Annotated in this window: 18 protein-coding genes; 13 read left to right on the top strand and 5 right to left on the bottom strand. The window is 62.5% G+C overall.

Annotation, left to right across the window (positions count from 1 at the left end; translation table 11 throughout):
• Window position 1: 1 nt before the first annotated feature.
• Complete coding sequence (gene pdxS, locus ABQM86_RS03115; RefSeq protein WP_369746619.1) at window positions 2-877, bottom strand: pyridoxal 5'-phosphate synthase lyase subunit PdxS; 876 nt, start codon at window positions 875-877, stop codon at window positions 2-4.
• A gap of 197 nt (window positions 878-1074) precedes the next feature.
• Window positions 1075-1755, bottom strand: a complete 681-nt coding sequence (locus tag ABQM86_RS03110; RefSeq protein WP_089593453.1) for a GntR family transcriptional regulator — start codon at window positions 1753-1755, stop codon at window positions 1075-1077.
• A gap of 120 nt (window positions 1756-1875) precedes the next feature.
• Between ABQM86_RS03110 and purU the strand changes: the two genes are divergently transcribed.
• The 10 genes from purU (at window position 1876) to ABQM86_RS03060 (ending at window position 15642) form a co-directional block, all read left to right on the top strand.
• A complete protein-coding gene (gene purU / locus ABQM86_RS03105) occupies window positions 1876-2790 on the top strand; it encodes a formyltetrahydrofolate deformylase (protein WP_207596052.1) in 915 nt (304 codons plus the stop codon).
• Window positions 2791-2838: 48 nt separating this feature from the next.
• A complete protein-coding gene (locus tag ABQM86_RS03100) occupies window positions 2839-5331 on the top strand; it encodes an FAD-dependent oxidoreductase (RefSeq protein ID WP_369745901.1) in 2493 nt (830 codons plus the stop codon).
• A 132-nt stretch (window positions 5332-5463) separates the two neighbouring features.
• Window positions 5464-6090, top strand: a complete 627-nt coding sequence (locus ABQM86_RS03095; protein WP_337340796.1) for a cyclodeaminase/cyclohydrolase family protein — start codon at window positions 5464-5466, stop codon at window positions 6088-6090.
• Window positions 6087-6971 (top strand): bifunctional 5,10-methylenetetrahydrofolate dehydrogenase/5,10-methenyltetrahydrofolate cyclohydrolase, encoded by an 885-nt coding sequence (locus tag ABQM86_RS03090; protein WP_369745900.1) that lies wholly within the window; start codon window positions 6087-6089, stop codon window positions 6969-6971. Before ABQM86_RS03095 ends, ABQM86_RS03090 begins: the two co-directional genes overlap by 4 nt.
• A 10-nt stretch (window positions 6972-6981) precedes the next feature.
• Entirely contained in the window at window positions 6982-9300 is a 2319-nt protein-coding gene (locus tag ABQM86_RS03085) for an FdhF/YdeP family oxidoreductase (protein ID WP_369745899.1), read from the top strand.
• A gap of 198 nt (window positions 9301-9498) precedes the next feature.
• Complete coding sequence (gene fdhA, locus ABQM86_RS03080) at window positions 9499-10716, top strand: formaldehyde dehydrogenase, glutathione-independent (RefSeq protein WP_207596047.1); 1218 nt, start codon at window positions 9499-9501, stop codon at window positions 10714-10716.
• A 120-nt stretch (window positions 10717-10836) separates the two neighbouring features.
• Window positions 10837-12072, top strand: a complete 1236-nt coding sequence (locus ABQM86_RS03075) for a molybdopterin molybdotransferase MoeA (protein ID WP_369745898.1) — start codon at window positions 10837-10839, stop codon at window positions 12070-12072.
• 128 nt (window positions 12073-12200) lie between these two features.
• Entirely contained in the window at window positions 12201-13007 is an 807-nt protein-coding gene (locus tag ABQM86_RS03070) for an IclR family transcriptional regulator (protein WP_207596045.1), read from the top strand.
• Window positions 13008-13390: 383 nt separating this feature from the next.
• Window positions 13391-15421 (top strand): BCCT family transporter, encoded by a 2031-nt coding sequence (locus tag ABQM86_RS03065; RefSeq protein WP_242703500.1) that lies wholly within the window; start codon window positions 13391-13393, stop codon window positions 15419-15421.
• Window positions 15422-15465: 44 nt separating this feature from the next.
• Complete coding sequence (locus ABQM86_RS03060) at window positions 15466-15642, top strand: hypothetical protein (RefSeq protein ID WP_207596043.1); 177 nt, start codon at window positions 15466-15468, stop codon at window positions 15640-15642.
• Between the two features lie 83 nt (window positions 15643-15725).
• On the opposite strand, the gene ABQM86_RS03055 is transcribed toward ABQM86_RS03060, so the two are convergent.
• A complete protein-coding gene (locus ABQM86_RS03055) occupies window positions 15726-16412 on the bottom strand; it encodes a fasciclin domain-containing protein (protein ID WP_207596042.1) in 687 nt (228 codons plus the stop codon).
• 103 nt (window positions 16413-16515) lie between these two features.
• A complete protein-coding gene (locus ABQM86_RS03050; RefSeq protein ID WP_369745897.1) occupies window positions 16516-17946 on the bottom strand; it encodes an acyltransferase in 1431 nt (476 codons plus the stop codon).
• A 111-nt stretch (window positions 17947-18057) separates the two neighbouring features.
• On the opposite strand from ABQM86_RS03050, the gene ABQM86_RS03045 reads away from it, so the two are divergent.
• Genes ABQM86_RS03045 through ABQM86_RS03035 form a run of 3 tightly spaced genes read left to right on the top strand, consistent with a single transcriptional unit; the run spans window position 18058 to window position 20554 of the window.
• Window positions 18058-19299, top strand: coding sequence for a sensor histidine kinase (locus ABQM86_RS03045; protein WP_369745896.1), 1242 nt, complete (start codon window positions 18058-18060; stop codon window positions 19297-19299).
• Complete coding sequence (locus ABQM86_RS03040; RefSeq protein ID WP_207596039.1) at window positions 19287-19925, top strand: response regulator transcription factor; 639 nt, start codon at window positions 19287-19289, stop codon at window positions 19923-19925. Before ABQM86_RS03045 ends, ABQM86_RS03040 begins: the two co-directional genes overlap by 13 nt.
• Before the next feature lie 56 nt (window positions 19926-19981).
• Window positions 19982-20554, top strand: a complete 573-nt coding sequence (locus tag ABQM86_RS03035; RefSeq protein WP_280626317.1) for a GNAT family N-acetyltransferase — start codon at window positions 19982-19984, stop codon at window positions 20552-20554.
• Here ABQM86_RS03035 and ABQM86_RS03030 read toward each other — a convergent pair.
• Window positions 20547-21308 (bottom strand): IclR family transcriptional regulator, encoded by a 762-nt coding sequence (locus tag ABQM86_RS03030; protein WP_207596037.1) that lies wholly within the window; start codon window positions 21306-21308, stop codon window positions 20547-20549. The two genes, ABQM86_RS03035 and ABQM86_RS03030, sit on opposite strands and share 8 nt — an antisense overlap.
• Between the last annotated feature and the right edge of the window lie 90 nt (window positions 21309-21398).

Below are 21398 nucleotides of genomic sequence, written 5' to 3'. Positions count from 1 at the left end.
TTCACCAGCCGCGCTCTGCGAGGCGGTGGGGCTGAGGAATGTCGTCGACGTTGATGCCCACCATGGCTTCGCCCAAGCCGCGGGAGACCTTGGCGATGACATCGGGATCGTCGTGGAACGTGGTGGCCTTCACGACGGCGGCGGCGCGCTCTGCGGGGTTGCCCGACTTGAAGATCCCCGAGCCAACGAACACACCGTCGGCGCCGAGCTGCATCATCATCGCAGCATCAGCCGGGGTGGCGATGCCACCGGCGGTGAACAGCACCACGGGGAGCTTGCCGGTGGCGGCAACTTCCTTGACCAGCTCGTACGGGGCCTGCAACTCCTTGGCCGCAACATACAGCTCGTCCTCGGGAAGGGCGGCAAGCTTTGCAATCTCCGAACGGATCTTGCGCATGTGCCCGGTCGCGTTGGAAACATCACCGGTACCGGCCTCACCCTTGGAACGGATCATCGCCGCGCCCTCGTTGATACGACGCAACGCCTCACCCAGGTTGGTGGCACCACAGACGAACGGGACGGTGAAGTTCCACTTGTCGATGTGGTTGATGTAGTCCGCCGGGGTCAGGACCTCGGACTCGTCGATGTAGTCAACACCGAGGGACTGCAGGACCTGGGCTTCGACGAAGTGGCCGATGCGGGCCTTGGCCATGACCGGGATGGACACGGCGGCGATGATGGCATCGATCATGTCGGGATCGGACATGCGGGACACGCCGCCCTGGGCGCGGATATCGGCCGGGACACGTTCGAGCGCCATGACAGCCACGGCACCGGAATCCTCGGCGATGCGGGCCTGTTCGACGTTAACGACGTCCATGATGACGCCGCCCTTGAGCATCTCAGCCATGCCCCGCTTAACGCGGCTGCTGCCCATCAGCGGGATGTGTTCGAAGAGGAGGGGTCTTGTCGTCACGCGATACTCCAAGGGCTGAAGGCTGTGATTGCATCACAAGCGCCCGGATAGACCAGCGGCAACCGCGGAAGTCTGATATCCGGATGATATATTAGTTGGAGTGTTCAGTATGCAACCGGCCAACCAGAGAGTCAACAGCCGGGAAGGCGCAGGCGGCGCTAGGCCGCGAAAAGCGCCTGACGCACTGCCTGCTCAAACCCACTCACGTGAACCCGGGCCAACTCAGCCGCCTTCTCCTCATCGCCGTCAATAACAGCCCGGAGCAGATCCAGGTGTTCGCGCACGTGGTGCTCCAGATTGGGCAGCCGGTCCAGGACCATGCACCAGATCCGCGTGGCCAGGTTGTCATAGCGGATCAGGACGTCTTCAAGATGGGGATTCGCAGCAGCCGCGTAGATCCCCTGGTGGACACTGGCATCGAGCCGCAGCGTTTCCACTACCGAAGCAGCGCTGACATCGAAAGCTTCCACCGCCTGCATGACATCCCGCAGATGCTGCCTGGTGGCAGGTGAAGCAACCCGGGCCGCCCTTGCGGCAGCCAGTGGCTCCAACTGCGCCCGAATCTCGGAGATGAAAGCCAGGTCCGTTACTTCCACGCGGGTGGCGAACGTGCCCCGCCGCGGATAGGTGATGACCAGCCGGTCCAGTTCCAAACGCTTCAAGGCCTCGCGCACCGGCGTCCGGCCTATCTCCAGGTCCTTGGCAAGCTGATCGTCGTTGAGGAGGTCGCCGGGCTTGATGTCCAGCATCAGGAGGCGATCCCGGAGGCGTTCGTAGGCGAGGTCAGCCAAAGACTTCCTCGTGTCTTCGCCGGCGATTGCCAGAGTTCCAAAAGCCACAGCGCCATCCCCTTCTTCACAACCGAAAAACCTATTGACCTGCCTGAGTCACCAGTATACGCTGAATCCCAATCCTAATATATCAGTTCAGGACCCAGGAATATATCTAAAGGAGGCGACATGACCCTCATGGCGACAGACTCACCGGTAAGCACACTACCCACGCCCGAATTGCTCAAAGAAGAGCAAGCACAGAAGTTCGTACTCACATTGTCGTGCGTCGAACGCGCCGGGATCGTTCAGGCAGTCACCACCTTCCTGTTTGAGCGCGGCTTCAACATCGAAGAACACCAACAGTTCGACGACGGCCTCCGCCAGACATTGCACCTGCGGACCGCTTTCTCGGGCCCGCTGTCCTACTCGCCGGAACGGCTTGAAGAGGAGTTCAGCGCGATTGCCGACCGTTTCGAGATGAAGTTCAGCTTCCATGACCAGACCAAAAAGCGGGTCCTGGTGATGGTGTCCAAGTTTGGGCACTGCTTGAACGACCTCATCTTCCGCTGGCGCGGCGGCAGCCTTGGCGGCGACCTCGTCGTGGTTGTTTCCAACCACGAGACCCACCGGGCCATGGCTGAAGCCGCAGGCTTGCCTTTCGTCTACATTCCCGTCACCCCTGACACCAAGGCAGAGGCTGAACAGCGCCTTCTGGACCTGGTGGAGGAGTACAACGCGGACCTCGTGGTGCTGGCACGCTACATGCAGGTCCTCTCCGACGATCTTTGCCGCGCCCTTGAGGGCCGCGCCATCAACATCCACCACTCATTCCTGCCCGGCTTCAAGGGCGCCCGCCCCTACCACCAGGCCTATGACCGCGGCGTGAAGCTGGTGGGTGCCACTGCCCACTACGTCACCGCGGACCTGGACGAGGGACCGATCATCGAGCAGGAAGTCATCCGCGTCGATCACAGCTACGGCCCCACGACCCTCTCAACCGTGGGCCAGGATGCCGAAGCCCTGGCATTGTCCCGCGCCGTCAGGTGGCATTGCGAACACCGCGTGCTGCTGGACCAGACCAGCACCGTGGTTTTCCGCTAAGCCACCCGTCGCCCCAAACCCCACACAAACTTCAGCAGGAGAATCCCCATGGCATCCACGCCCCGCATTGTCATCATCGGAGCCGGGATCGTCGGCACCAACCTCGCCGACGAACTGGTCACCCGCGGATGGAACAACATCACTGTCCTGGACCAGGGACCCTTGAACATGCCCGGCGGCTCCACGTCCCACGCGCCGGGCCTGGTCTTCCAGACCAACCCGTCAAAGTCCATGGCCCTCTTTGCCAAGTACACGGTGGAAAAACTCCTGTCCCTCACCGAGGACGGCCAAAGCTGCTTCAACCAAGTGGGCGGCCTTGAAGTTGCCACGAATGAGACGCGCCTGGCTGACCTGAAACGCAAGCTCGGCTACGCACAATCGTGGGGCATCGACGGCAAGATCCTCACCCGCGAGGAATGCAAGGAGCTCTACCCCCTGATCAATGAGGAAGACATCCTGGGCGGCCTCCACGTTCCCACCGATGGCCTGGCGCTTGCCGCCCGCGCCGTGCAACTGCTCATCAAGCGCACCGAAGCTGCCGGCGTGAAGTACATCGGGAACACCGAGGTCACCGGAATTGAGCAGTCGAACCGCCGCGTAACCGGCGTCGAGACCGCCGAAGGCGTCATCCCGGCGGACATCGTGGTTTCCTGCGCCGGCTTCTGGGGCGCCAAGGTGGGCGAGTTGATCGGGATGTCCGTTCCGCTCCTGCCGCTGGCACACCAGTACGTCAAGACCACGCCGGTTCCCGCCCAAAAGGGCAAGAACGAACTGCCCAACGGCGCCCAGCTTCCCATCCTGCGCCACCAGGACCAGGACCTCTACTACCGCGAGCACGGCGACCGTTACGGCATCGGCTCCTACGCGCACCGCCCCATGCCGGTGGATCTGGATGAGCTGGGCAGCTACGAGCCAAGCAGCATCAGCGAGCACAACATGCCCTCCCGCCTGGACTTCACCCTGGAAGACTTCCTTCCCGCGTGGGAAGCAAGCAAGCAGATCCTGCCGGCACTGCGGGAAAGCGAGATCGAGGATGGCTTCAATGGCATCTTCTCCTTCACCCCGGACGGCGGCTCACTGGTGGGCGAGTCCAAGGAAGTGGACGGGTTCTTCGTGGCCGAGGCCGTGTGGGTTACCCACTCCGCCGGCATTGCCCGCGCCGTGGCCGAACTGCTGGTGGACGGAAAGTCGCAGATTGATCTGGGAGACTGCGACATCCACCGTTTCGAAGAGGTCCAGCTGACCCCCGAATACGTCAGCGAAACGTCCCAGCAGAACTTCGTGGAAATCTACGATGTGATGCACCCGCTCCAGCCCAAGCTCTCCCCCCGCAACCTTCGCGTCAGCCCCTTCCATGCCCGCCACAAGCAGTTGGGCGGCTACTTCCTGGAAGGCGCCGGCTGGGAGCGCCCGTACTGGTTCGAAGCCAACGCCGAGCTCCTCAAGGAAATGCCGGACGACTGGCAGCCCCCGGCCCGTGACGCTTGGTCTGGAATGTTCAGCTCGCCCATCGCCGCAGCCGAGGCCTGGAAGACCCGTACCGCAGTTGCCATGTATGACATGACGCCGCTGAAGCGCCTTGAAGTTTCCGGCCCGGGAGCCCTGAAGTTGCTGCAGGAACTGACCACCGGCGACTTGGCCAAGAAGCCCGGCGCGGTCACGTACACGCTCCTTCTGGACGAGGCCGGCGGCATCCGAAGCGACATCACGGTGGCCCGCCTCAGCGAAGACACCTTCCAGTTGGGCGCCAACGGCAACATCGACACCGCCTACTTCGAGCGCGCAGCCCGGCACCAGACCCAAAACGGCACCGCCGGCGACTGGGTCCAGGTCCGCGACACCACCGGCGGCACCTGCTGCATCGGTTTGTGGGGTCCGTTGGCCCGTGACCTCATCGGCACTGTCAGCAACGATGACTTCAGCAATGACGGCCTGAAGTACTTCCGCTCCAAGAAGGTCACTATTGGAGGCGTCACCGTCACCGCGATGCGCCTGTCTTACGTAGGCGAACTCGGCTGGGAGCTCTACACCAGCGCGGACAACGGGCAGCGCCTCTGGGATGCTTTGTGGAAGGCCGGCCAGCCGTTCGGCGTCATCGCCGCGGGACGTGCCGCCTTCAGCTCCCTGCGACTCGAAAAGGGCTACCGCTCCTGGGGCACGGACATGACCACCGAGCACGATCCCTATGAAGCGGGTCTTGCGTTTGCAGTGAAGATGACCAAGGAGAACTTCGTTGGCAAGGCCGCACTGGAAGGACGCACCGAGGAAGGCTCGGCCCGTCGCCTGCGCTGCCTGACGGTCGACGACGGCAGGAGCCTGGTGCTGGGCAAGGAACCGGTGTTCTATAAGGACCAAGCAGTGGGTTACGTGACCAGCGCCGCTTACGGTTACTCGGTCCGGAAGCCGATTGCCTACGCGTACCTGCCCGCTGCAGTATCAATCGGAGACTCCGTGGAAATCGAGTATTTCGGCCGCCGCATCCAGGCGACCGTGACCCAGGATCCGCTGTACGACCCCACCATGAGCAGGCTCCGCGGCTAACACCCCGAAGTTCGCCACCGCATGCGGCCCGGGCCCCTTCCTCCTTCGCGGCCGGGAGGGTCCGGGCCGCAGCTTTTGCCCCTCAGCCTTCTCCCCCAGTTCAGCCTTTCCCCAGTTCAGCCAGGACGGCACATGATCAGCTCAGAAACCATCAATGACTACCTTTCCCGGCTCGCCTCACGTCAGCCGACCCCCGGTGGCGGCGCAGCTGCGGCCCTGCATGCAGCACAGGGTGCTGCCTTGGTGGCCATGGTGGCCAGATACACCACAGGACCAAAATATGAGCAGCACGCGGCACTCGTCGCCAGGATCACCAGCGCAGCCGACCACTTGATCATTGAGGCATTGCGTCTGGCGGACGCCGACGAACACGCGTTCCAGTCCGTCATCGATTCCTACAAGCTGCCCTCCGACACCGAGCAGCTCAAGGCAACAAAGGCCGACGCCATCCGGGACGCCCTGGTCCAGGCCGCCCACACACCGGCCCAGCTCATCAAGGTTTCCGGTGAGGTGGTGGACCTCGCCACCGAACTTTTCGACGTGGCCAACCCCAACGTCATCAGCGACGTCGCAGCGGCAGCAGATGCAGCCCGCGCTGCCGCCACCACTGCCCGGGTCAACATCGACATCAACGTGGTGGCCATCAAAGACACCGCAGCCCGCACACGTTTAGCGGACCAGACGGATGGCCTTGAGGACAAAGTTGTCCTGGCCGCCGACTCCCTGGTCAAGCGTGTCCGCGAAAGGATCCTCTCATGACCACTGCAGTTCTTTCCGGCAAGGGACTCGCTTCCCTGATCCGGCAGCAAGCCCAGGACGAGGCCCGCAGCCTGGGCTCCGATGGAATGCGGCCCACCCTCGCTGTTGTGGTGGCTACGGAGGACGAGTCAACGCTCTGGTACGTCCGTTCGATCGAGCGTTCAGCAGAACGCGCAGGAATTGGATGCAGGATTGTTGATCTTGGCCACGACGCCAGCGAACAAGCATTGGCCAGTGTCCTGGCCGACCTCAGCGCGGAGCCGACCGTCCACGGCATCATCCTCCAAACTCCCCTGCCTGCCGCCGTTCGGGCAGACCGGTTGGTGGGGCTCATCTCCCCGGAGAAGGACATCGACGGCGCCAATCCCCTCAGCCTCGGCCGCCTGGCTGTTGGCCAACCGGCATTCGCGCCGGCTACCGCGCGGGCGGTGGTGGAACTGCTGGACCACTTCGAGATCCCGGTTGCGGGCCGGAACGTCACCGTCGTCGGACGTTCCGCCGTGGTGGGCAAGCCGCTGTCCCTGCTCCTGTTGGAGCGGGACGCGACCGTCACCATCTGCCATTCCAAGTCGGGACCGCTGGAACGCCATACCCGGCCCGCCGACGTCGTGGTTGTTGCCGCCGGGCGCACCGGGCTGCTGAAGGGCAGTGATGTCTCACCGGAGACGGTAGTGATCGACGTCGGAACAAACGTCCTGCCCGACGGTTCGCTGGTGGGAGACGTCGACGAAGCCAGTGTCACCGGAGTCGCCGCCGGCCTGAGTCCGGTTCCGGGCGGTGTGGGGTCGGTGACCACAGCACTGTTGCTGCTTCACACAGCGGAAGCCGCCCGGCAGCAGTCCCCCACCGCGCTGCTGACTGCTTCCAGTTCCCGGATCTGAAGGGTTTCCCATGCATTCCAAAGCTCCACGCGAGAACATTGATGAGTCGAAGCTGACCGTCAGCAAACCCAAGACCAAGGCCGTGGGCATCCCGGCTGTTGCCAATGCCTTAAAAATTTCGCTGGAACAGATGGGGCCGCTCCGCAGCGTCCAGACCCTGCTGGCAGTGAACCAGTTGGACGGGTTCGACTGCATGGGTTGCGCCTGGCCTGAGCATGAGAAGCGCAATGCCGCAGAATTCTGCGAGAACGGTGCCAAGGCCGTAGCCGAGGAAGCCACCCGCCGCCGCGTCACGCCGGAGTTCTTCGCTCAGCATTCCGTTGCCGAGCTCAAGACCCGCGATGATTTCTGGTTGGGCCAGCAAGGCCGGATTACCCATCCGATGTTCCTCGATGAAGGCGCAACGCATTACACACCCATCGGCTGGGATGCAGCGTATGACCTCATGGCCGAGGAGCTTCGGGGGATGGACCACCCCGATCAGGCGGTGTTTTACACCTCCGGCCGCACGTCCAATGAAGCAGCATTCGTGTACCAGTTGCTGGTTCGCGGCATTGGTACGAACAATCTCCCGGACTGTTCCAACATGTGCCACGAGTCCTCCGGCTCAGCGCTGGTGGAAACCATCGGCATTGGCAAGGGCTCTGTCAGCCTGACGGACCTGGAAACGGCGTCACTGATTTTTGTTGCAGGCCAGAACCCCGGCACCAACCACCCGCGTATGCTCAGTGCCCTGGAAAAGGCAAAGAAGAACGGCGCGGTCATCGTGTCCGTCAACCCCCTTCCCGAGGCCGGGCTCCTGCACTTCGAGAACCCGCAACATGTGGCCGGCATGATTCAAGGGACCCAGCTGACGGATGACTTCCTGCAGATCCGCGCCGGCGGGGACCAGGCCCTTTTCCAAGGTCTTGGCAAATATCTGGTGGAAGCCGAAGCCGCCGGACGGAACACCCCGGGACTGCAAACGGTGCTGGACCACAACTTCATTGAGAACCACACGGTGGGCCTCAACGACTACCTGCGTTTCCTGGAAAAGGTGGAGTGGGATGACATTGTGGAGGCATCGGGCCTGACTCTGGAGCAGATCCAGGCAACCGGAGAGCGGATGCTCGCATCCAACGCCACCATCGTGTGCTGGGCCATGGGACTGACCCAGCACAAGCATTCCGTTCCTACCCTCCGCGATGTGGTCAACGTCCTGCTGCTCCAGGGCAACATCGGCAAGCCCGGCGCAGGCGTCTGCCCGGTGCGCGGCCACTCCAACGTCCAAGGTGACCGAACCATGGGCATCTTCGAAAAAATGCCGGAGACGTTCCACGACCGGCTGGACCAGGAATTCGGGTTCCGCTCTCCGCGGGAGCACGGCTTTGACACCGTGGCAGCCATCCGGGCAATGCGCGACGGGAAAGTCCGTTTCTTCATGGGAATGGGCGGCAACTTCGTCCGGGCCGCCCCCGACTCGGAGGTTACCGAGCTGGCCTTGGCCAACACCCGGTTGAGTGTCCAGATCTCCACGAAACTGAACCACTCCCACTTGTCCACCGGACGCCGGGCATTGATCCTGCCCACTCTGGGACGCACCGAGAAAGATACCCAGCGCACAGGCGACCAACGGGTCACCGTGGAAGATTCCATGAGCGCCGTTCACGCATCACGGGGACGCCTCAAGCCCGCCAGTGACCACCTCCACTCCGAAGTGGCGATCGTCTGCAACCTTGCGGACAGGCTGTTCACAGACGGCCACCAACGCCTGCCCAACACACCGCAGGCCTCATGGCTGGCCATGCGGGACGACTACACCCTGATCCGGAAACACATCGAAGCCGTGTTTGACGGTTTTGAGGACTTCGAGGCGCGGATCCAGCATCCTGGCGGCTTTGTGCTCCCCCACCCGCCACGCGATGCCAGGAAGTTCGACACCGCGTCCGGGAAGGCGCACTTCACAGGCAACGAACTGGAGTTCATTAAGATCCCTCCCGGCCAGTTGGTCCTTCAAACCCTGCGCTCCCACGACCAGTACAACACCACCATTTACGGCAAGGACGACCGCTACCGCGGCATCCACGGTGGCCGTCGGGTGGTGTTGATCAACGCGGAGGACATCACCGAACTGGGATTTGCCGACGGGGACATGGTCCACTTGATCTCCGAATTCCAAGGAACGGACCGCCGGGCCGAGAACTTCCGTCTCGTGGCCTATTCGACGCCCAAGGGGTGCGCCGCCGCCTACTACCCGGAAACCAACGTCCTGGTGCCCCTCGATTCCGTAGCGGATACCAGTGGGACACCCACATCGAAGTCCGTGATCATCAGGCTGGAGAAAGCCTAGACAACGCTGTACAGCATGAGCTGTGTCACATAGGATGACTGATATATCTATAGACGTTCATCTGAATATCAGCTGTCCGGTTGTCCGTGAATGGTGCTTCGGTGGCCTGAAACCTGGGGAGGTATTTCTTCACCGAAGCACCACTTTCGGACCATTGGGCAGCATATTCCAGCACTAGCCAAAGAACAGGGAGTGACCATGTCAGGAAACAGAGCAGTCGCCTACAAGGAACCCGGTGTCGTGGAGATCATCGACACTGACTACCCAACGTTTGAGCTTAAAGACGGGCCGGGCGTCAACCCCGCAAACGTGGGGCGGAAAGTGCCACACGGCGCGATCCTCCGCACCGTGACCACCAACATCTGCGGTTCGGACCAGCACATGGTCCGTGGCCGCACCACAGCTCCACAGGACCTGGTGCTCGGCCACGAAATCACCGGCGAAGTGGTGGAGGTGGGACCAGACGTCGAGTTCATCAAGGTGGGTGACATCGTCTCGGTGCCGTTCAATATCTCCTGCGGCCGCTGCCGGAACTGCAAGGAGCAGAAGACCGGGATCTGCCTCAACGTCAACCCCGACCGCCCCGGCAGCGCCTACGGCTACGTGGACATGGGAGGCTGGGTGGGCGGCCAGGCAGAGTTTGTGCTGGTTCCCTACGCTGACTGGAACCTGCTGCGCTTCCCGGACCGCGATCAGGCGCTTGAGAAGATCATGGACTTGACCATGCTCTCCGACATCTTCCCCACGGGTTTCCATGGCGCCGTCACCGCCGGCGTCGGCGTGGGTTCCACGGTGTATGTCGCAGGTGCCGGGCCCGTGGGCCTTGCTGCCGCCGTCGGCGCCCAACTGCTGGGCGCCGCCGTCGTGATAGTGGGCGACATGAACGAAGACCGACTGGCGCAGGCGCGCTCCTTCGGCTGTGAAACCGTCAATGTGTCCAATGGCGACCCCAAGGAACAGATCGCGCAGATCCTCGGTGTTCCCGAGGTGGACTGTGGCGTGGATGCTGTGGGCTTCGAAGCCCGCGGTCACGGCAAGGACGCCTCCCACGAGGCCCCCGCCACCGTGCTGAACTCCCTCATGGACATCACGGCCGCCGGCGGATCCCTGGGCATCCCCGGGCTCTATGTCACCGGCGACCCGGGCGGAATCGACGAAGCCGCGAAGCACGGCTCCCTCTCGCTGTCCCTTGGTACCGGCTGGGCCAAGTCCTTGTCCTTCACCACTGGACAATGCCCGGTCATGAAGTACAACCGTCAGTTGATGATGGCCATCCTGCATGACAAGGTCCAGATCGCCAAGGCAGTCAACGCCCAGGCGATCCCGCTCGAGGACGCTCCCCGCGGCTACGCTGAATTCGACGCCGGAGCGGCAACAAAGTTCGTCCTGAACCCCAACGGTTACGTGAAGGCCTGATACACCACGGGCTCAGGACGCACCACGGGCACCGGGGACTGCGCGGCATCAGTACGGGAAGGCCGGGCAGTCCCCGGTATCTGCGTTAAAACAACAGCACCACCTCAGGAAGCGAAGATCATGCTGACTCAAGACGTCGCCGCCGGCACTTCCCTTTCCCGGCGGCACGCACCCACCTGGGCCGAAGCCCGCCATGTGGCCTACCACTGCGGCGGCCCGCTCCCTGCCTTGAGCGCCACTCTCCGTGAAGCTATCGGACGAACCCTGACCAGCGCAGTCACCGCACAACGGAATCTGCCCCACTACGCATCGTCAGCCATGGACGGCTGGGCCATCAACGGCAGCGGTCCATGGACCCTTACCTTGCCAGGGCGGCAACTCGACGCCGGAGAAGCCAGCGTCATTGCCACCGGCGGGCTCGTACCCACCGGCGCCACAGCAGTCCTGCGCAAGGAAAGCGGCCACGTCTCCGGGGACGGATCCGGCATCCAACGCCTCACACTGACTCCTGACGCGCCACCGGAAGAGGCACGTCCCGGCCGGCACATCCGTCCAGCCGGAGAAGAAGCCTTACGCGGCGACGTCCTGATTCCCGCCGGCACACTCCTCAACCCTGCGCACATCGCCCTGGCCGCCGTCGCGGGCCACGATGACCTCCAGGTGCAGCGCAAGCCGAGGGTCGCCGTCGTACTGACCGGTTCGGAAGTCGTGACCTCGGGCGAGCCGGAACCGGGACAGGTCCGCGACGCGTTCGGACCGCAACTGGATGCCGTCATCCTGCAGTTGGGCGCGGAGCCCGCCGGCCAGCTCAGGATTGGCGATTCGTATGAGGAATGGCTGGCAGCGTTGGGAAATGCTCCTGAGGGCTTACCGCCGGACGTAACCATCACCACCGGCGGGACAGGCAAATCCGGGACGGACCATTTCCGCGATGCCCTTGCTGCGCTCGGCGGCAGGCTCCTCCTGGACGGCATTGCCATGAGACCCGGTCACCCTGCCGTGTTGGCTGAACTTCCCGATGGCCGATTTGTCATCGGCCTCCCTGGGAATCCTCTGGCCGCCATGATGGCGCTCATGACCCTCGGCGAACCCCTGCTGGCCGCACTGGGAAACCGGAGCCTTCGGGCAGCCCGCCGGGTGACGTCCGGGGCGGACATCGATCCCTGCCCAGGGCGGACGCGGCTGATGCCGTGCACTTTTATCCACGACCTCGCATTCCCCACTTCCCGCACGGGTCCGGGGATGATGCGTGGGCTTGCCTGGGCCGACGGCTACATGGCTGTTCCCCCCGAAGGGGTGGCAGCCGGCGCGCCTGTTTCCGTCCTGCCGCTGCCGTGGACGGCTCCCAATGCGTAGATGACGCGGGTCCCAAGAAGTGAAAGGGTCCGTGCAAAACTCCGTCTAGGATGAGGAAAGACGAGCGTGCAGGCCGGACAGTGCTACCAGCCCAGGTCCGGCCTGCCTGGACAACGACACGAGGCATCATGGCCGCACGCAGCAACCCGGAGATCGACAAGGACGCAGACGCCCAAGGCGGCGGCGTCCAATCTGTGGACCGTGCGCTCCAGATCCTGGAAATCCTGGCCCGTGAAGGCGATGCCGGAGTCAGTGAAATCGCGGAAGAAATGGGCATCCACAAATCCACCGTGTCCAGGCTGGTGGGCTCCTTGGTGAACCGGGACATCGTCCGGCAGAACAGTGAACGCGGCAAGTATCAGCTGGGCTTTGGGATCCTCCGCCTGGCATCTTCCATTCCCGGCAGGCTGAGCGTGGTGCATGAAGCACGGGAAGTCCTGGAAGCACTGGCGGCCGAGTACAAGGAGACCGTCAACCTGGCCGTCCTGCGATCGAACTATGCCGTCAACGTGGATCAGGCAATGGGACCCTCAACCCTGGCCACCTACGACTGGGTGGGCAGCCTGACGCCGTTGCACGCCACGTCCAGTGGCAAGGTTCTTCTTGCCGCACTGACCGCCGACGAACGCAACCAGATCCTCAAGGCCGTGGGCCTGCCCGCGCGTACGCCGCGGACTGTAACGAACCGCGGGGAGCTCGAAAAGCAACTGCTGGACGTGGCCCGCAACGGGTACGCCACAGTCCACGAAGAGTTTGAAATTGGCCTTACCGCCATCGCAGTGCCCATCTTCAACCATGCGGGAAGCGTTATTGCCGCCGTCAGTATTTCCGGACCAGCATTCCGTTTTTCGCCGGAGGACCAGCCAGGGCTTATTGAGGGCCTTCGGGAAGCAGGACTGACTATCAGCACCCGGATGGGATACAGGCAGCGCTAACGCTAGCCACACACTGCGGACGCGCTATTCGCAACGCACCCCATGATACGCAACGCTTTACTTCTAGCCAATTGATATATCAATCTGCTGTTAAAGAGCGTGGATCCCTTGACTTTGGATGTGACGGAGCGCACTCTGTTGCATAGCGCGGATGTTGTTGATTCCTGCGGAACACGGCTTGGAGCAGTCAACCGCCACCGTCCCACGAACCAGAAGAGGTGCATCATCCCTATCGCCTGCCCGATCCGTGACCGCGCACCCGGGGAGGCGCCACGGCCCGCCATGACCATCGGATCGGAGGAAGACCCAACCTTCCCACCGACCCATTCACCAAGGCCTCGTAGAAATGCAGGCTCATGACACGCCGAGCAAAGGACCCGCTCATGGCTACAAACAGTGACACAAAACCGCTGACGCCCGAGGAACTACCTGCCGACGATCACGTTGCAGGTACCCCGGGCGCAGCCAGCCCAACCAACCCAGCCCACGCGGAGAACCCTGAAGCAGTCATCAGGGTCTCCCCCGACGACACCAACTTGGCAGCCCTCAACGCTGAGGACGGAGGCGCAGACCCCCTCTCCGATTCTGTAGAACACGAACAGATCATGGAAGAGCTGCGCCACGCCAAGACCGAGCAGGCCGTATCGGCCCGCCGGAACCGCAAACTTACCCTCGACAAAGTCACCTTCGGGATCACGGGCGCCATCGCCGTCGCCTTCGTGGTCTGGGGCTTTGTTGGACGGGACAGCCTCTCCGATACCTCCAAGGGCGCCCTGAACTGGGTCATGGAGTACACCGGGTGGCTCTTCATGGTCCTCGCCTCACTGTTCGTCGTTTTCGTCCTGTGGCTTGCCCTCGGCAAGTTCGGCAACATCCCCCTGGGCAAGGACGGCGAAAAGCCCGAGTTCCGAACCATCTCCTGGGTGGCCATGATGTTTGCCGCCGGTATGGGCATCGGCCTTATGTTCTACGGTGTTGCCGAACCGCTGTACCACTACATCTCACCGCCACCCGGGACCGTGGACGGTCGCACACCCGCGGCCATTCAGACCGCCATGGCTACCTCGATCTTCCACTGGACCCTGCACCCGTGGGCCATGTATGCAGTAGTAGGCATCGCCATGGCGTACGGCACCTACCGATTGGGCCGCAAGCAGCTGGTCTCCGCTGCCTTCACCTCACTGTTCGGCATCCGAATGGTGGAAGGTCCGCTGGGCAAGTTCATCAACATCCTGGCCATCTTCGCCACGCTCTTCGGAACTGCTGCCTCGCTGGGCCTCGGAGCCCTCCAGATCGGCAGCGGCATGACGTCCAACGGCTGGCTGGGTGAAATCGGTACCCCGGTGCTGGTGGTCATTGTTGCGATCCTGACGTTCTGCTTCGTGGCATCAGCTGTTTCAGGCATCAGCCGCGGCATCCAGTGGCTGTCCAACATCAACATGGTCCTGGCCGTTGTTCTGGCCCTGATCGTGTTCGTAGCAGGCCCCACCTTGTTCATCCTCAACCTGATCCCCTCAGCCGTGGGTGACTACGCCCGGGACTTGGCTGAAATGTCCTCGCGTACCGAAGCCGTGGGAGACGACTCCCTGCGTAGCTGGATGACCAGTTGGACCATCTTCTACTGGGCATGGTGGATCTCCTGGACGCCCTTCGTGGGAATGTTCATCGCCCGCATCAGCCGTGGCCGCACCATCCGCCAGTTCGTCACCGGTGTCCTGCTGGTGCCGAGCGTCGTGAGTGTCATCTGGTTCGGCATCTTCGGCGGCGCCGCCTTCCACGTGCAGCAGGAAGCGGACAAGGCCGGCACCCCCGGGCTTGTGACCATGGTGGACGGCGCGCCTTCCATCAATTTCGATGGCGCCCTCTTTGACCTCGTCAAGAACCTGGGCATGCCCGGCTGGCTGACCGCAGCCGTCATTGTCCTGGCCATGGTCCTGGTGGCGATCTTCTTCGTCACTGGTGCCGACGCAGCGTCCATCGTGATGGGATCCCTCAGCTCCAATGGTGCTGAGCACCCGCGTCGAGGAGTGGTGATCTTCTGGGGAAGCCTCACCGGCGCAGTGGCAGCGGTCATGCTGCTTGCCGGCGGCGATAAACCATCGGAGGCGTTGTCCGGCCTGCAGAGAGTGACCATTGTGGCTGCCCTGCCATTTGTGATCGTCATGCTGCTGCTCTGTTTCGCCCTGGTCAAGGACCTTCGCCGCGATCCCCTGCAATTGCACAAGCGCCTGGCCACCTCAGTGGTGGAACGAGCCATCAGGACGGGCGTAGAGCAACACGGCGGTGTTCAGTTTGATCTCGTCACAAGGCACGACTGCGCTGAAAAATGCACGGAGTCCGACTGCTCGGGAGGAACACCCACGGGAACCATCCCCCTGGTTGGCAAGCCACCCCAGGACTCCAACACCAAGTAATCCAGCTTTGGTCAATCCCCTTCACACATCAGAGAGGCTGATCCATGCCCAAGACATCTGAAAAAGGAACGATTCGTTTCAGCAAGCAAACCAGCGATGACGTCACCCTCACCCTGGACGCTTCCCAACCCATGACCGTCCGGATTGAGGTGGACAGTTGCCCCTGCGGATCGGAACACACCAGGGCCGGCTCCTACGTCGACAGTGACTTCGGCCGCTGATCGGAGACACCCCGCACCACAGCAAAGCAGGCGCCGGATTCCGGCGCCTGCTTTTTTGTTGACTGCTGGTTGGCAGCTAAGGCCTATTTGGGCATCAGCACCGAGTCGATCAGGTAAACCGTGGCGTTGGCGGTCTGGACGCCACCGCAGATCACGTTGGACGCTCCGTCAACCGTGAGGGCATCCTTGGTGCCGGCAACCGTTACTTCGCCACCCTGGACAGTCTTGTGGGTGCCGACGATCTGGTCCGGGGTCAGCTGACCGGGGACTACGTGGTAGGTGAGAATTTTGCTCAGCAGGGCATCGTCCGTCTTGAGCGTCTCGATTGTTGCGGGGTCGATCTTGGCGAAGGCATCGTCAACCGGTGCGAACACCGTGAATTCGCTGCCGTTCAGGGTGGAAACCAGGTCAACCTTAGGGTTGAGCTTGCCCGAGACCGCGGCGGTCAGGGTCTTGAGCAGCGGGTTGTTCGATGCTGCTACGGCTACCGGGTCCTTGGCCATGCCCGTTACCGAACCGGCACCGTCCGGAACCTGTGCGGCGTAACCGGCGCAGCCGGGGCCCACAAGGTTAGCGGCCGGATCCATGGCGGCGCTGCTCATGGCGGAGGCCGACGGCGAAGCAGACGGCATGGCTGAGGACGTCTCCGGAGCGGCAGATGCCGAGGAAGGCGAAGTGGAGGTGCTGGAACCACCACAGGCAGTGAGACCGAGAAGGGCGGCTGCAGTGAGGCCAACGAAGGCGAGGGCGGGGCGCTTTGTGGACAACATGTCATTCTCCTTGTTTTTGGAACCAGGGCGTTGGGTCCATTGGGTGGTGGGACACTGGCTGCTGATGCTGCTTTTGCTTCACCGGCGGTTTGTGTCTCACCAGCTATTCGGAGGGTGGGACGGGGTGGATGGGTGCGGATTGAAAAAGTTTTTTAAACCAGCCCGCCACACCGCGTCCGCCCTGTTCCGTGTTTGTCCCGCCGGGGCGGGTCATCTGTGGTCTCCGCAGATCCAGGTGGCCCCAAAGCGCGCAGAGGAAAAGAACCACGCTGATGATGGCCGTGCTGGGAGTGATGCCGTCAACGAGGAGAACCACCACTCCCCCCACGCCGCTCACGGCACTCAGCACGGTCCTCGGATGGGTGAAAGAAGCTCGGCTCGAGGCGTTCACCCGTTCAAGACGCCCCAGCCACATCACAACCGGCAAGAGCGCACACGCAACAGCCACAAGCCATAAGGGCCGGCTCAGCCACCACTCCGCACTGCCGGGAGTAGGCAGGTGCATCTGTATCACCAGCAGCAGACCCGCAATCGACACCATCACCGGCATGTGCCAGAGATAGATGGTCATCGCCTTGGACCCCACCAGCGCCACGAAGGACATGGCGCTGGACTTTTCGGCCCACACCCTGATGCGCCTCTGAGCCAGGGACAAGAGCATGAGTTGTGCGACTGCCAGTAGGGCAAGGGCCCCTGTTGGTGGGTTCAGGTTGCTGAACATGTCCCCTGAGTACCAACCAGAGGCGAAGAGGTACATCATCAGCATCAGCGCCAGCCCCGAGGTCCACTTCCGCACCGCAGCGGATAGCCGGCCCACCGACCCATCGGCAAGCCAGAAGCCCAGTTGCTGGATGAAGAGCCACACAAAGGCAAGGTTGGCGTACCCGAGGGCAGGAAGTTCCAGGCTCAAACGCCCCGCATCTACCGCGGCGATAGCCAACCCCAACCCCAACAGCGTACTGAGACGCGCCTTCCCGTGGGCGAATGCCAGCAGGGGAACAAGCGCTGAACATCCGAGGTAGACGGCCAGGAACCACAAAGGCTGGCTAATCCGGTACCCGGCCGTTTCAACAATCCCTGAAGGTACCCCTGCCAACGTCAGAACCACCAGGCCCACTCCTGCCGATGCCACCAGCACCACTGCGGGGACGAGGAGCCGGACCACCCGAAGCCGGATATAGTCGCCGGCAGTGCCACCCCGAAGCTGCATGCGACGCCATTGCGAGATTGAACTGAACCCGCCCGCAATGAAAAACAGCGGCATGACCTGGACCGCCCAGGACAAAGAGGCGAACCAAGGATTTCCGTCCAAGGCATTCTCGAAAACGGGCCCTTGGGGACCTATGCTCACTCCAACCATCAGGGCGTGAAGTGCAACTACCACCAGAAGGCAGAAGCTTCGGATGACATCCACGCTCACATCCCGCGCCGACTTATCCGCTGGGCCACGCGGGTCCCTGTTGTTCGAAAACCCGACGGTTCCCAGGGCCGTTTCCGCCGGTAAAACTGCTGGTGCAGTTGCGTTGCTTTTCATGTCTTCGACGCTACGGAGCGGCGAACCCGATCACGATGGTGTGGGCCACCCACTTAAAGGTAGAGCTGGCTATACCGACAGGACTCCAGCCGCTGCGGCAGACTTGGGGTCATGATCAAACCCCGTTTTCGGCGATGGCTGCGTGCCTACGGTTATCTTGTTGGCGAGCTGTTCACCAGCATCATTTCCATGGGCATGTTCATGGTTTCTGCGCTCCTCATTCCGCTGTTCCTCTTCAGTGGAGGATGGCTCGTTGCGCCCAGGGCGGTAGCCGGCTTGCGCTGGTGGGCGGCATTGGCCCGCCGTCGAACATTCAGCTACGCAGCTGCGCCCGTAACCGAAAGCTACGCTCCCATTCCCAACAACCCGTCGTTCGAAGAGCGCCTCCGCTTGGTCTTTTCCCGCAGCACTGGCCGGGACTTGTTATGGTTGGTGGCTCATGGGCTGGGAATGCCGATAGTGGCGCTCTTGTGTATCGGATTCCCTTTTGGCGCCTTGAACTCGCTGCTCATTCCCACCTACTGGTACCTCCTTCCTGTGGATCAACCAGTGGTTAGCCTCTATCCAGTAACGTCGTGGGGCGGTGCTTGGTGGATGCTGTTGATCGGAGCCGGGTACGCAGTAATCTCCTGGTGGTTGATCCCGGGAGCCGCCGCTGGGCTTGCCTGGGTGCAGGGGAAGATGCTGTCTCTTCCTGCGAGCTCGTACCTGGCCGAGCGGGTGACGGCGTTGACTGCCAGCCGTGCCGCTGCGTTGGATGCGCATTCAGCAGAGCTCAAAAGGATTGAGCGCGATTTGCATGACGGCGCGCAAAATCGCTTGGTGGGCGTGGTCATGATGCTGGGGCTGGCGGAGCGAACTCTTGAAAAGAGTCCCGACGACGCACTCCCCCACGTCCGTAGGGCCCAGCAAGCGGCCACCGAGGCTCTGGCGGGGTTACGGACGGCGGTTCACGATATTCACCCGCCGATCCTGGAGGAACTTGGCCTTGAAGGCGCGCTCTCTGCGTTGACGGGACGTTCAGCGATCCCTTGCAATTTGATGGTCTCGGATCTGCACCGAGTACCGGCTGCACTGGAATCAGCCAGCTACTTCATCGTTGCCGAAGCCTTGACCAACGCCAATAAGTACAGTTCCGCCACCCGAATGTCCGTGGTGGTCAAACGGGACCCCTCTGCTGATCGCCTCCTGATCTCGGTGGAGGACAACGGCCATGGCGGAGCCGTGGAACGTCCGGGTGGCGGGCTTGCAGGAATTCGACGCAGGGCGGCTGCTTTTGAGGGCGTCCTGGATTTTCAGAGCCCGGCCAACGGACCAACAACGGTAAAGGTGGAGCTGCCGTGCGGGTTGTGATTGCCGAGGATGACGCGCTCCTCCGGGAAGGCTTGTCACTTCTCCTCAAGAGCGAAGGCTTCGATGTGATCGCTGCCGTGGACAACGCAGTCGACTTCCTGGCTGTCCTGGACGATGCAGACGCCGCCGTTCTGGATGTGCGGATGCCTCCCACATTCACCAATGAAGGCCTTGTGGCAGCACGTGAAGCTCGACGCCGCAGGCCCGGTTTTCCGGTGTTGGTCCTTTCCGCGTATGTGGAGGACCGCTACGCCGGTGACCTGTTGTCCGAGGGGGCGGCCGGACTCGGTTACCTGTTGAAGGAGCGGGTGGGCAAGGTTGCCGAGTTTACCGACACCCTTCGGCGGGTTGCCGGCGGCGCAACCGTCATGGACCCTGAAGTGATCTCCCAGCTGATGAGCCGCCGCGGTGCCGGTGATCCGGTGGGCACTCTGACCCCAAGGGAACGCGAAGTCCTTGGCCTCATGGCAGAAGGACTGGACAACGTCTCCATTGGAGCCCGCCTGGTGGTCACTGAAACTGCTGTGAGCAAGCACATCGGCAATATCTTCCAAAAACTGCAATTGTCCGCCATGGACCGGGGGCATCGGAGAGTGTTGGCAGTGCTCGCATACCTCCGAAGCTGAGCTCGTGAAAGTTCAAAGCCGTTGCCTGCATCCAGCCCCGATGACAGGATGTCCGCATGGCTATCGAGGTTCGCCCCGCGACGGTGTTCGATGACGTGAAGACCTTGGTGGGGCCGAAGAGTCCCGACTCCAACGTGTGCTGGTGCCTGAGCTACAGGATCCCGTCGAAACTGAACCAGGAACTCCAAAAACAGGAGCGTGGAAATTACGTCAAGAAGCTGGTCTCAGAGGACCCGCCTCCCGGTGTTTTGGCGTACGACGGCGACGAAGTAGTCGGGTGGGCAGCGGTCCACCCGCGTGCGGACACCAGTTTCGCGAAGAACCGGAAGATCCCCCATGTTGACGACGCCGAGGTGTGGTCGGTGTGGTGCATCCGGGTGCGGCCGGGGCATCGCGGCAAGGGCATTTCCCATGAACTCCTGCGAGGGGCCATCGACTTCGCAAAGAGCCACGGCGCTCCCGTGCTTGAGGGTTATCCCGTGGACAACAAGGGCGGCAAGGTGGATCTGACCATGGCGTATGTTGGTACCCGCAGGCTCTTCGAGAAGGCCGGCTTCAAGAAGGTCGCCGAAACCACCTCGGTGCTGAACGGCTTCCCCAGGGTCCTGATGCGCCTGGATCTCAACTAGCGCCCTGCAACCTTGCCGTCATCCGGTGCGCTTCCTCCAACAGCAGCCTGCCCAGGAACTCCTGGCGGTCCGGACGGAACCTGGGCTCAATCCCGGTCAAGGAGAGAGCCCACGCCGGCCGGCCCTGCTGGTCGAACACCGCGGCTCCCATTCCCCAACTGCCTTCAAGGATGAGGCCCGGATTGACGGAGTAGCCAGCCAGCCGTGTATTTTCCAAGTTATCCCGCACCACCTCCGCGGGGTGCCCCGCGGCAAAGTCGCCGGCATGCGAACCCCAGTCCTTCAGCAGTGATTCCTGCTCGTCCGGGGGCAGGAAGGCCATGATCGCGGTCCCCGCAGAAGCCACCCCCAGCGGGAAGCGCACCCCTTCGTGCAGGACAAACGACCTCACGGGAAATGAGCCCTCTTCGCGCAGGACACAGATGGTCTCGTTCCCCCGGCGGATGGAGAAGAACGCGCTCTCTCCCGTTTCCGCTGCCAGTCTGCGCAGCGACGGGCGGGCAATGTCTTCCATGGGAAAACGGGCCGCAGCAACGGAGCCCAGCAGGAAGATTTCCGGCCCCAGCACCCACTTGCCGGCGTCGTGCTCCAGCAAACCTTCGGCAGCCAACGAGGTCAGCAGCCGGTGCACTGTTGGCCGCGTCAACCCGGATTCGCGCACCAGGCCAGCAAGGGACATACCTTCCGGCTTGCGGCCCACCAGCCGCAGCAACTGCGCCACCCGGCCGACAACCTGCGCTCCTTGTACCGCCACAGCACCCTCCCGAAGATTTCATCCATAATATGGACACCCTTGAGCCTAGCGTCCACACCATGAGTAGCCAACACCGCGCTCCGTTGCATA

The sequence above is a fragment of the Paenarthrobacter sp. AMU7 genome (assembly GCF_041200195.1).
In the GTDB taxonomy this organism is placed as follows: domain Bacteria; phylum Actinomycetota; class Actinomycetes; order Actinomycetales; family Micrococcaceae; genus Arthrobacter.
Note: the sequence above shows the minus strand (reverse complement) of the source record. Positions and strands in the feature narration are given on the sequence as shown.

Coding starts and splice junctions, on each gene's coding strand:
- pdxS (WP_369746619.1), bottom strand. CDS start 877: ATGGGCAGCAGCCGCGTTAAGCGGGGCATGGCTGAGATGCTCAAGGGC.
- purU (WP_207596052.1), top strand. CDS start 1,876: ATGACCCTCATGGCGACAGACTCACCGGTAAGCACACTACCCACGCCC.
- ABQM86_RS03100 (WP_369745901.1), top strand. CDS start 2,839: ATGGCATCCACGCCCCGCATTGTCATCATCGGAGCCGGGATCGTCGGC.
- ABQM86_RS03095 (WP_337340796.1), top strand. CDS start 5,464: ATGATCAGCTCAGAAACCATCAATGACTACCTTTCCCGGCTCGCCTCA.
- ABQM86_RS03090 (WP_369745900.1), top strand. CDS start 6,087: ATGACCACTGCAGTTCTTTCCGGCAAGGGACTCGCTTCCCTGATCCGG.
- ABQM86_RS03085 (WP_369745899.1), top strand. CDS start 6,982: ATGCATTCCAAAGCTCCACGCGAGAACATTGATGAGTCGAAGCTGACC.
- fdhA (WP_207596047.1), top strand. CDS start 9,499: ATGTCAGGAAACAGAGCAGTCGCCTACAAGGAACCCGGTGTCGTGGAG.
- ABQM86_RS03075 (WP_369745898.1), top strand. CDS start 10,837: ATGCTGACTCAAGACGTCGCCGCCGGCACTTCCCTTTCCCGGCGGCAC.
- ABQM86_RS03070 (WP_207596045.1), top strand. CDS start 12,201: ATGGCCGCACGCAGCAACCCGGAGATCGACAAGGACGCAGACGCCCAA.
- ABQM86_RS03065 (WP_242703500.1), top strand. CDS start 13,391: ATGGCTACAAACAGTGACACAAAACCGCTGACGCCCGAGGAACTACCT.
- ABQM86_RS03060 (WP_207596043.1), top strand. CDS start 15,466: ATGCCCAAGACATCTGAAAAAGGAACGATTCGTTTCAGCAAGCAAACC.
- ABQM86_RS03055 (WP_207596042.1), bottom strand. CDS start 16,412: ATGTTGTCCACAAAGCGCCCCGCCCTCGCCTTCGTTGGCCTCACTGCA.
- ABQM86_RS03050 (WP_369745897.1), bottom strand. CDS start 17,946: ATGAAAAGCAACGCAACTGCACCAGCAGTTTTACCGGCGGAAACGGCC.
- ABQM86_RS03045 (WP_369745896.1), top strand. CDS start 18,058: ATGATCAAACCCCGTTTTCGGCGATGGCTGCGTGCCTACGGTTATCTT.
- ABQM86_RS03035 (WP_280626317.1), top strand. CDS start 19,982: ATGGCTATCGAGGTTCGCCCCGCGACGGTGTTCGATGACGTGAAGACC.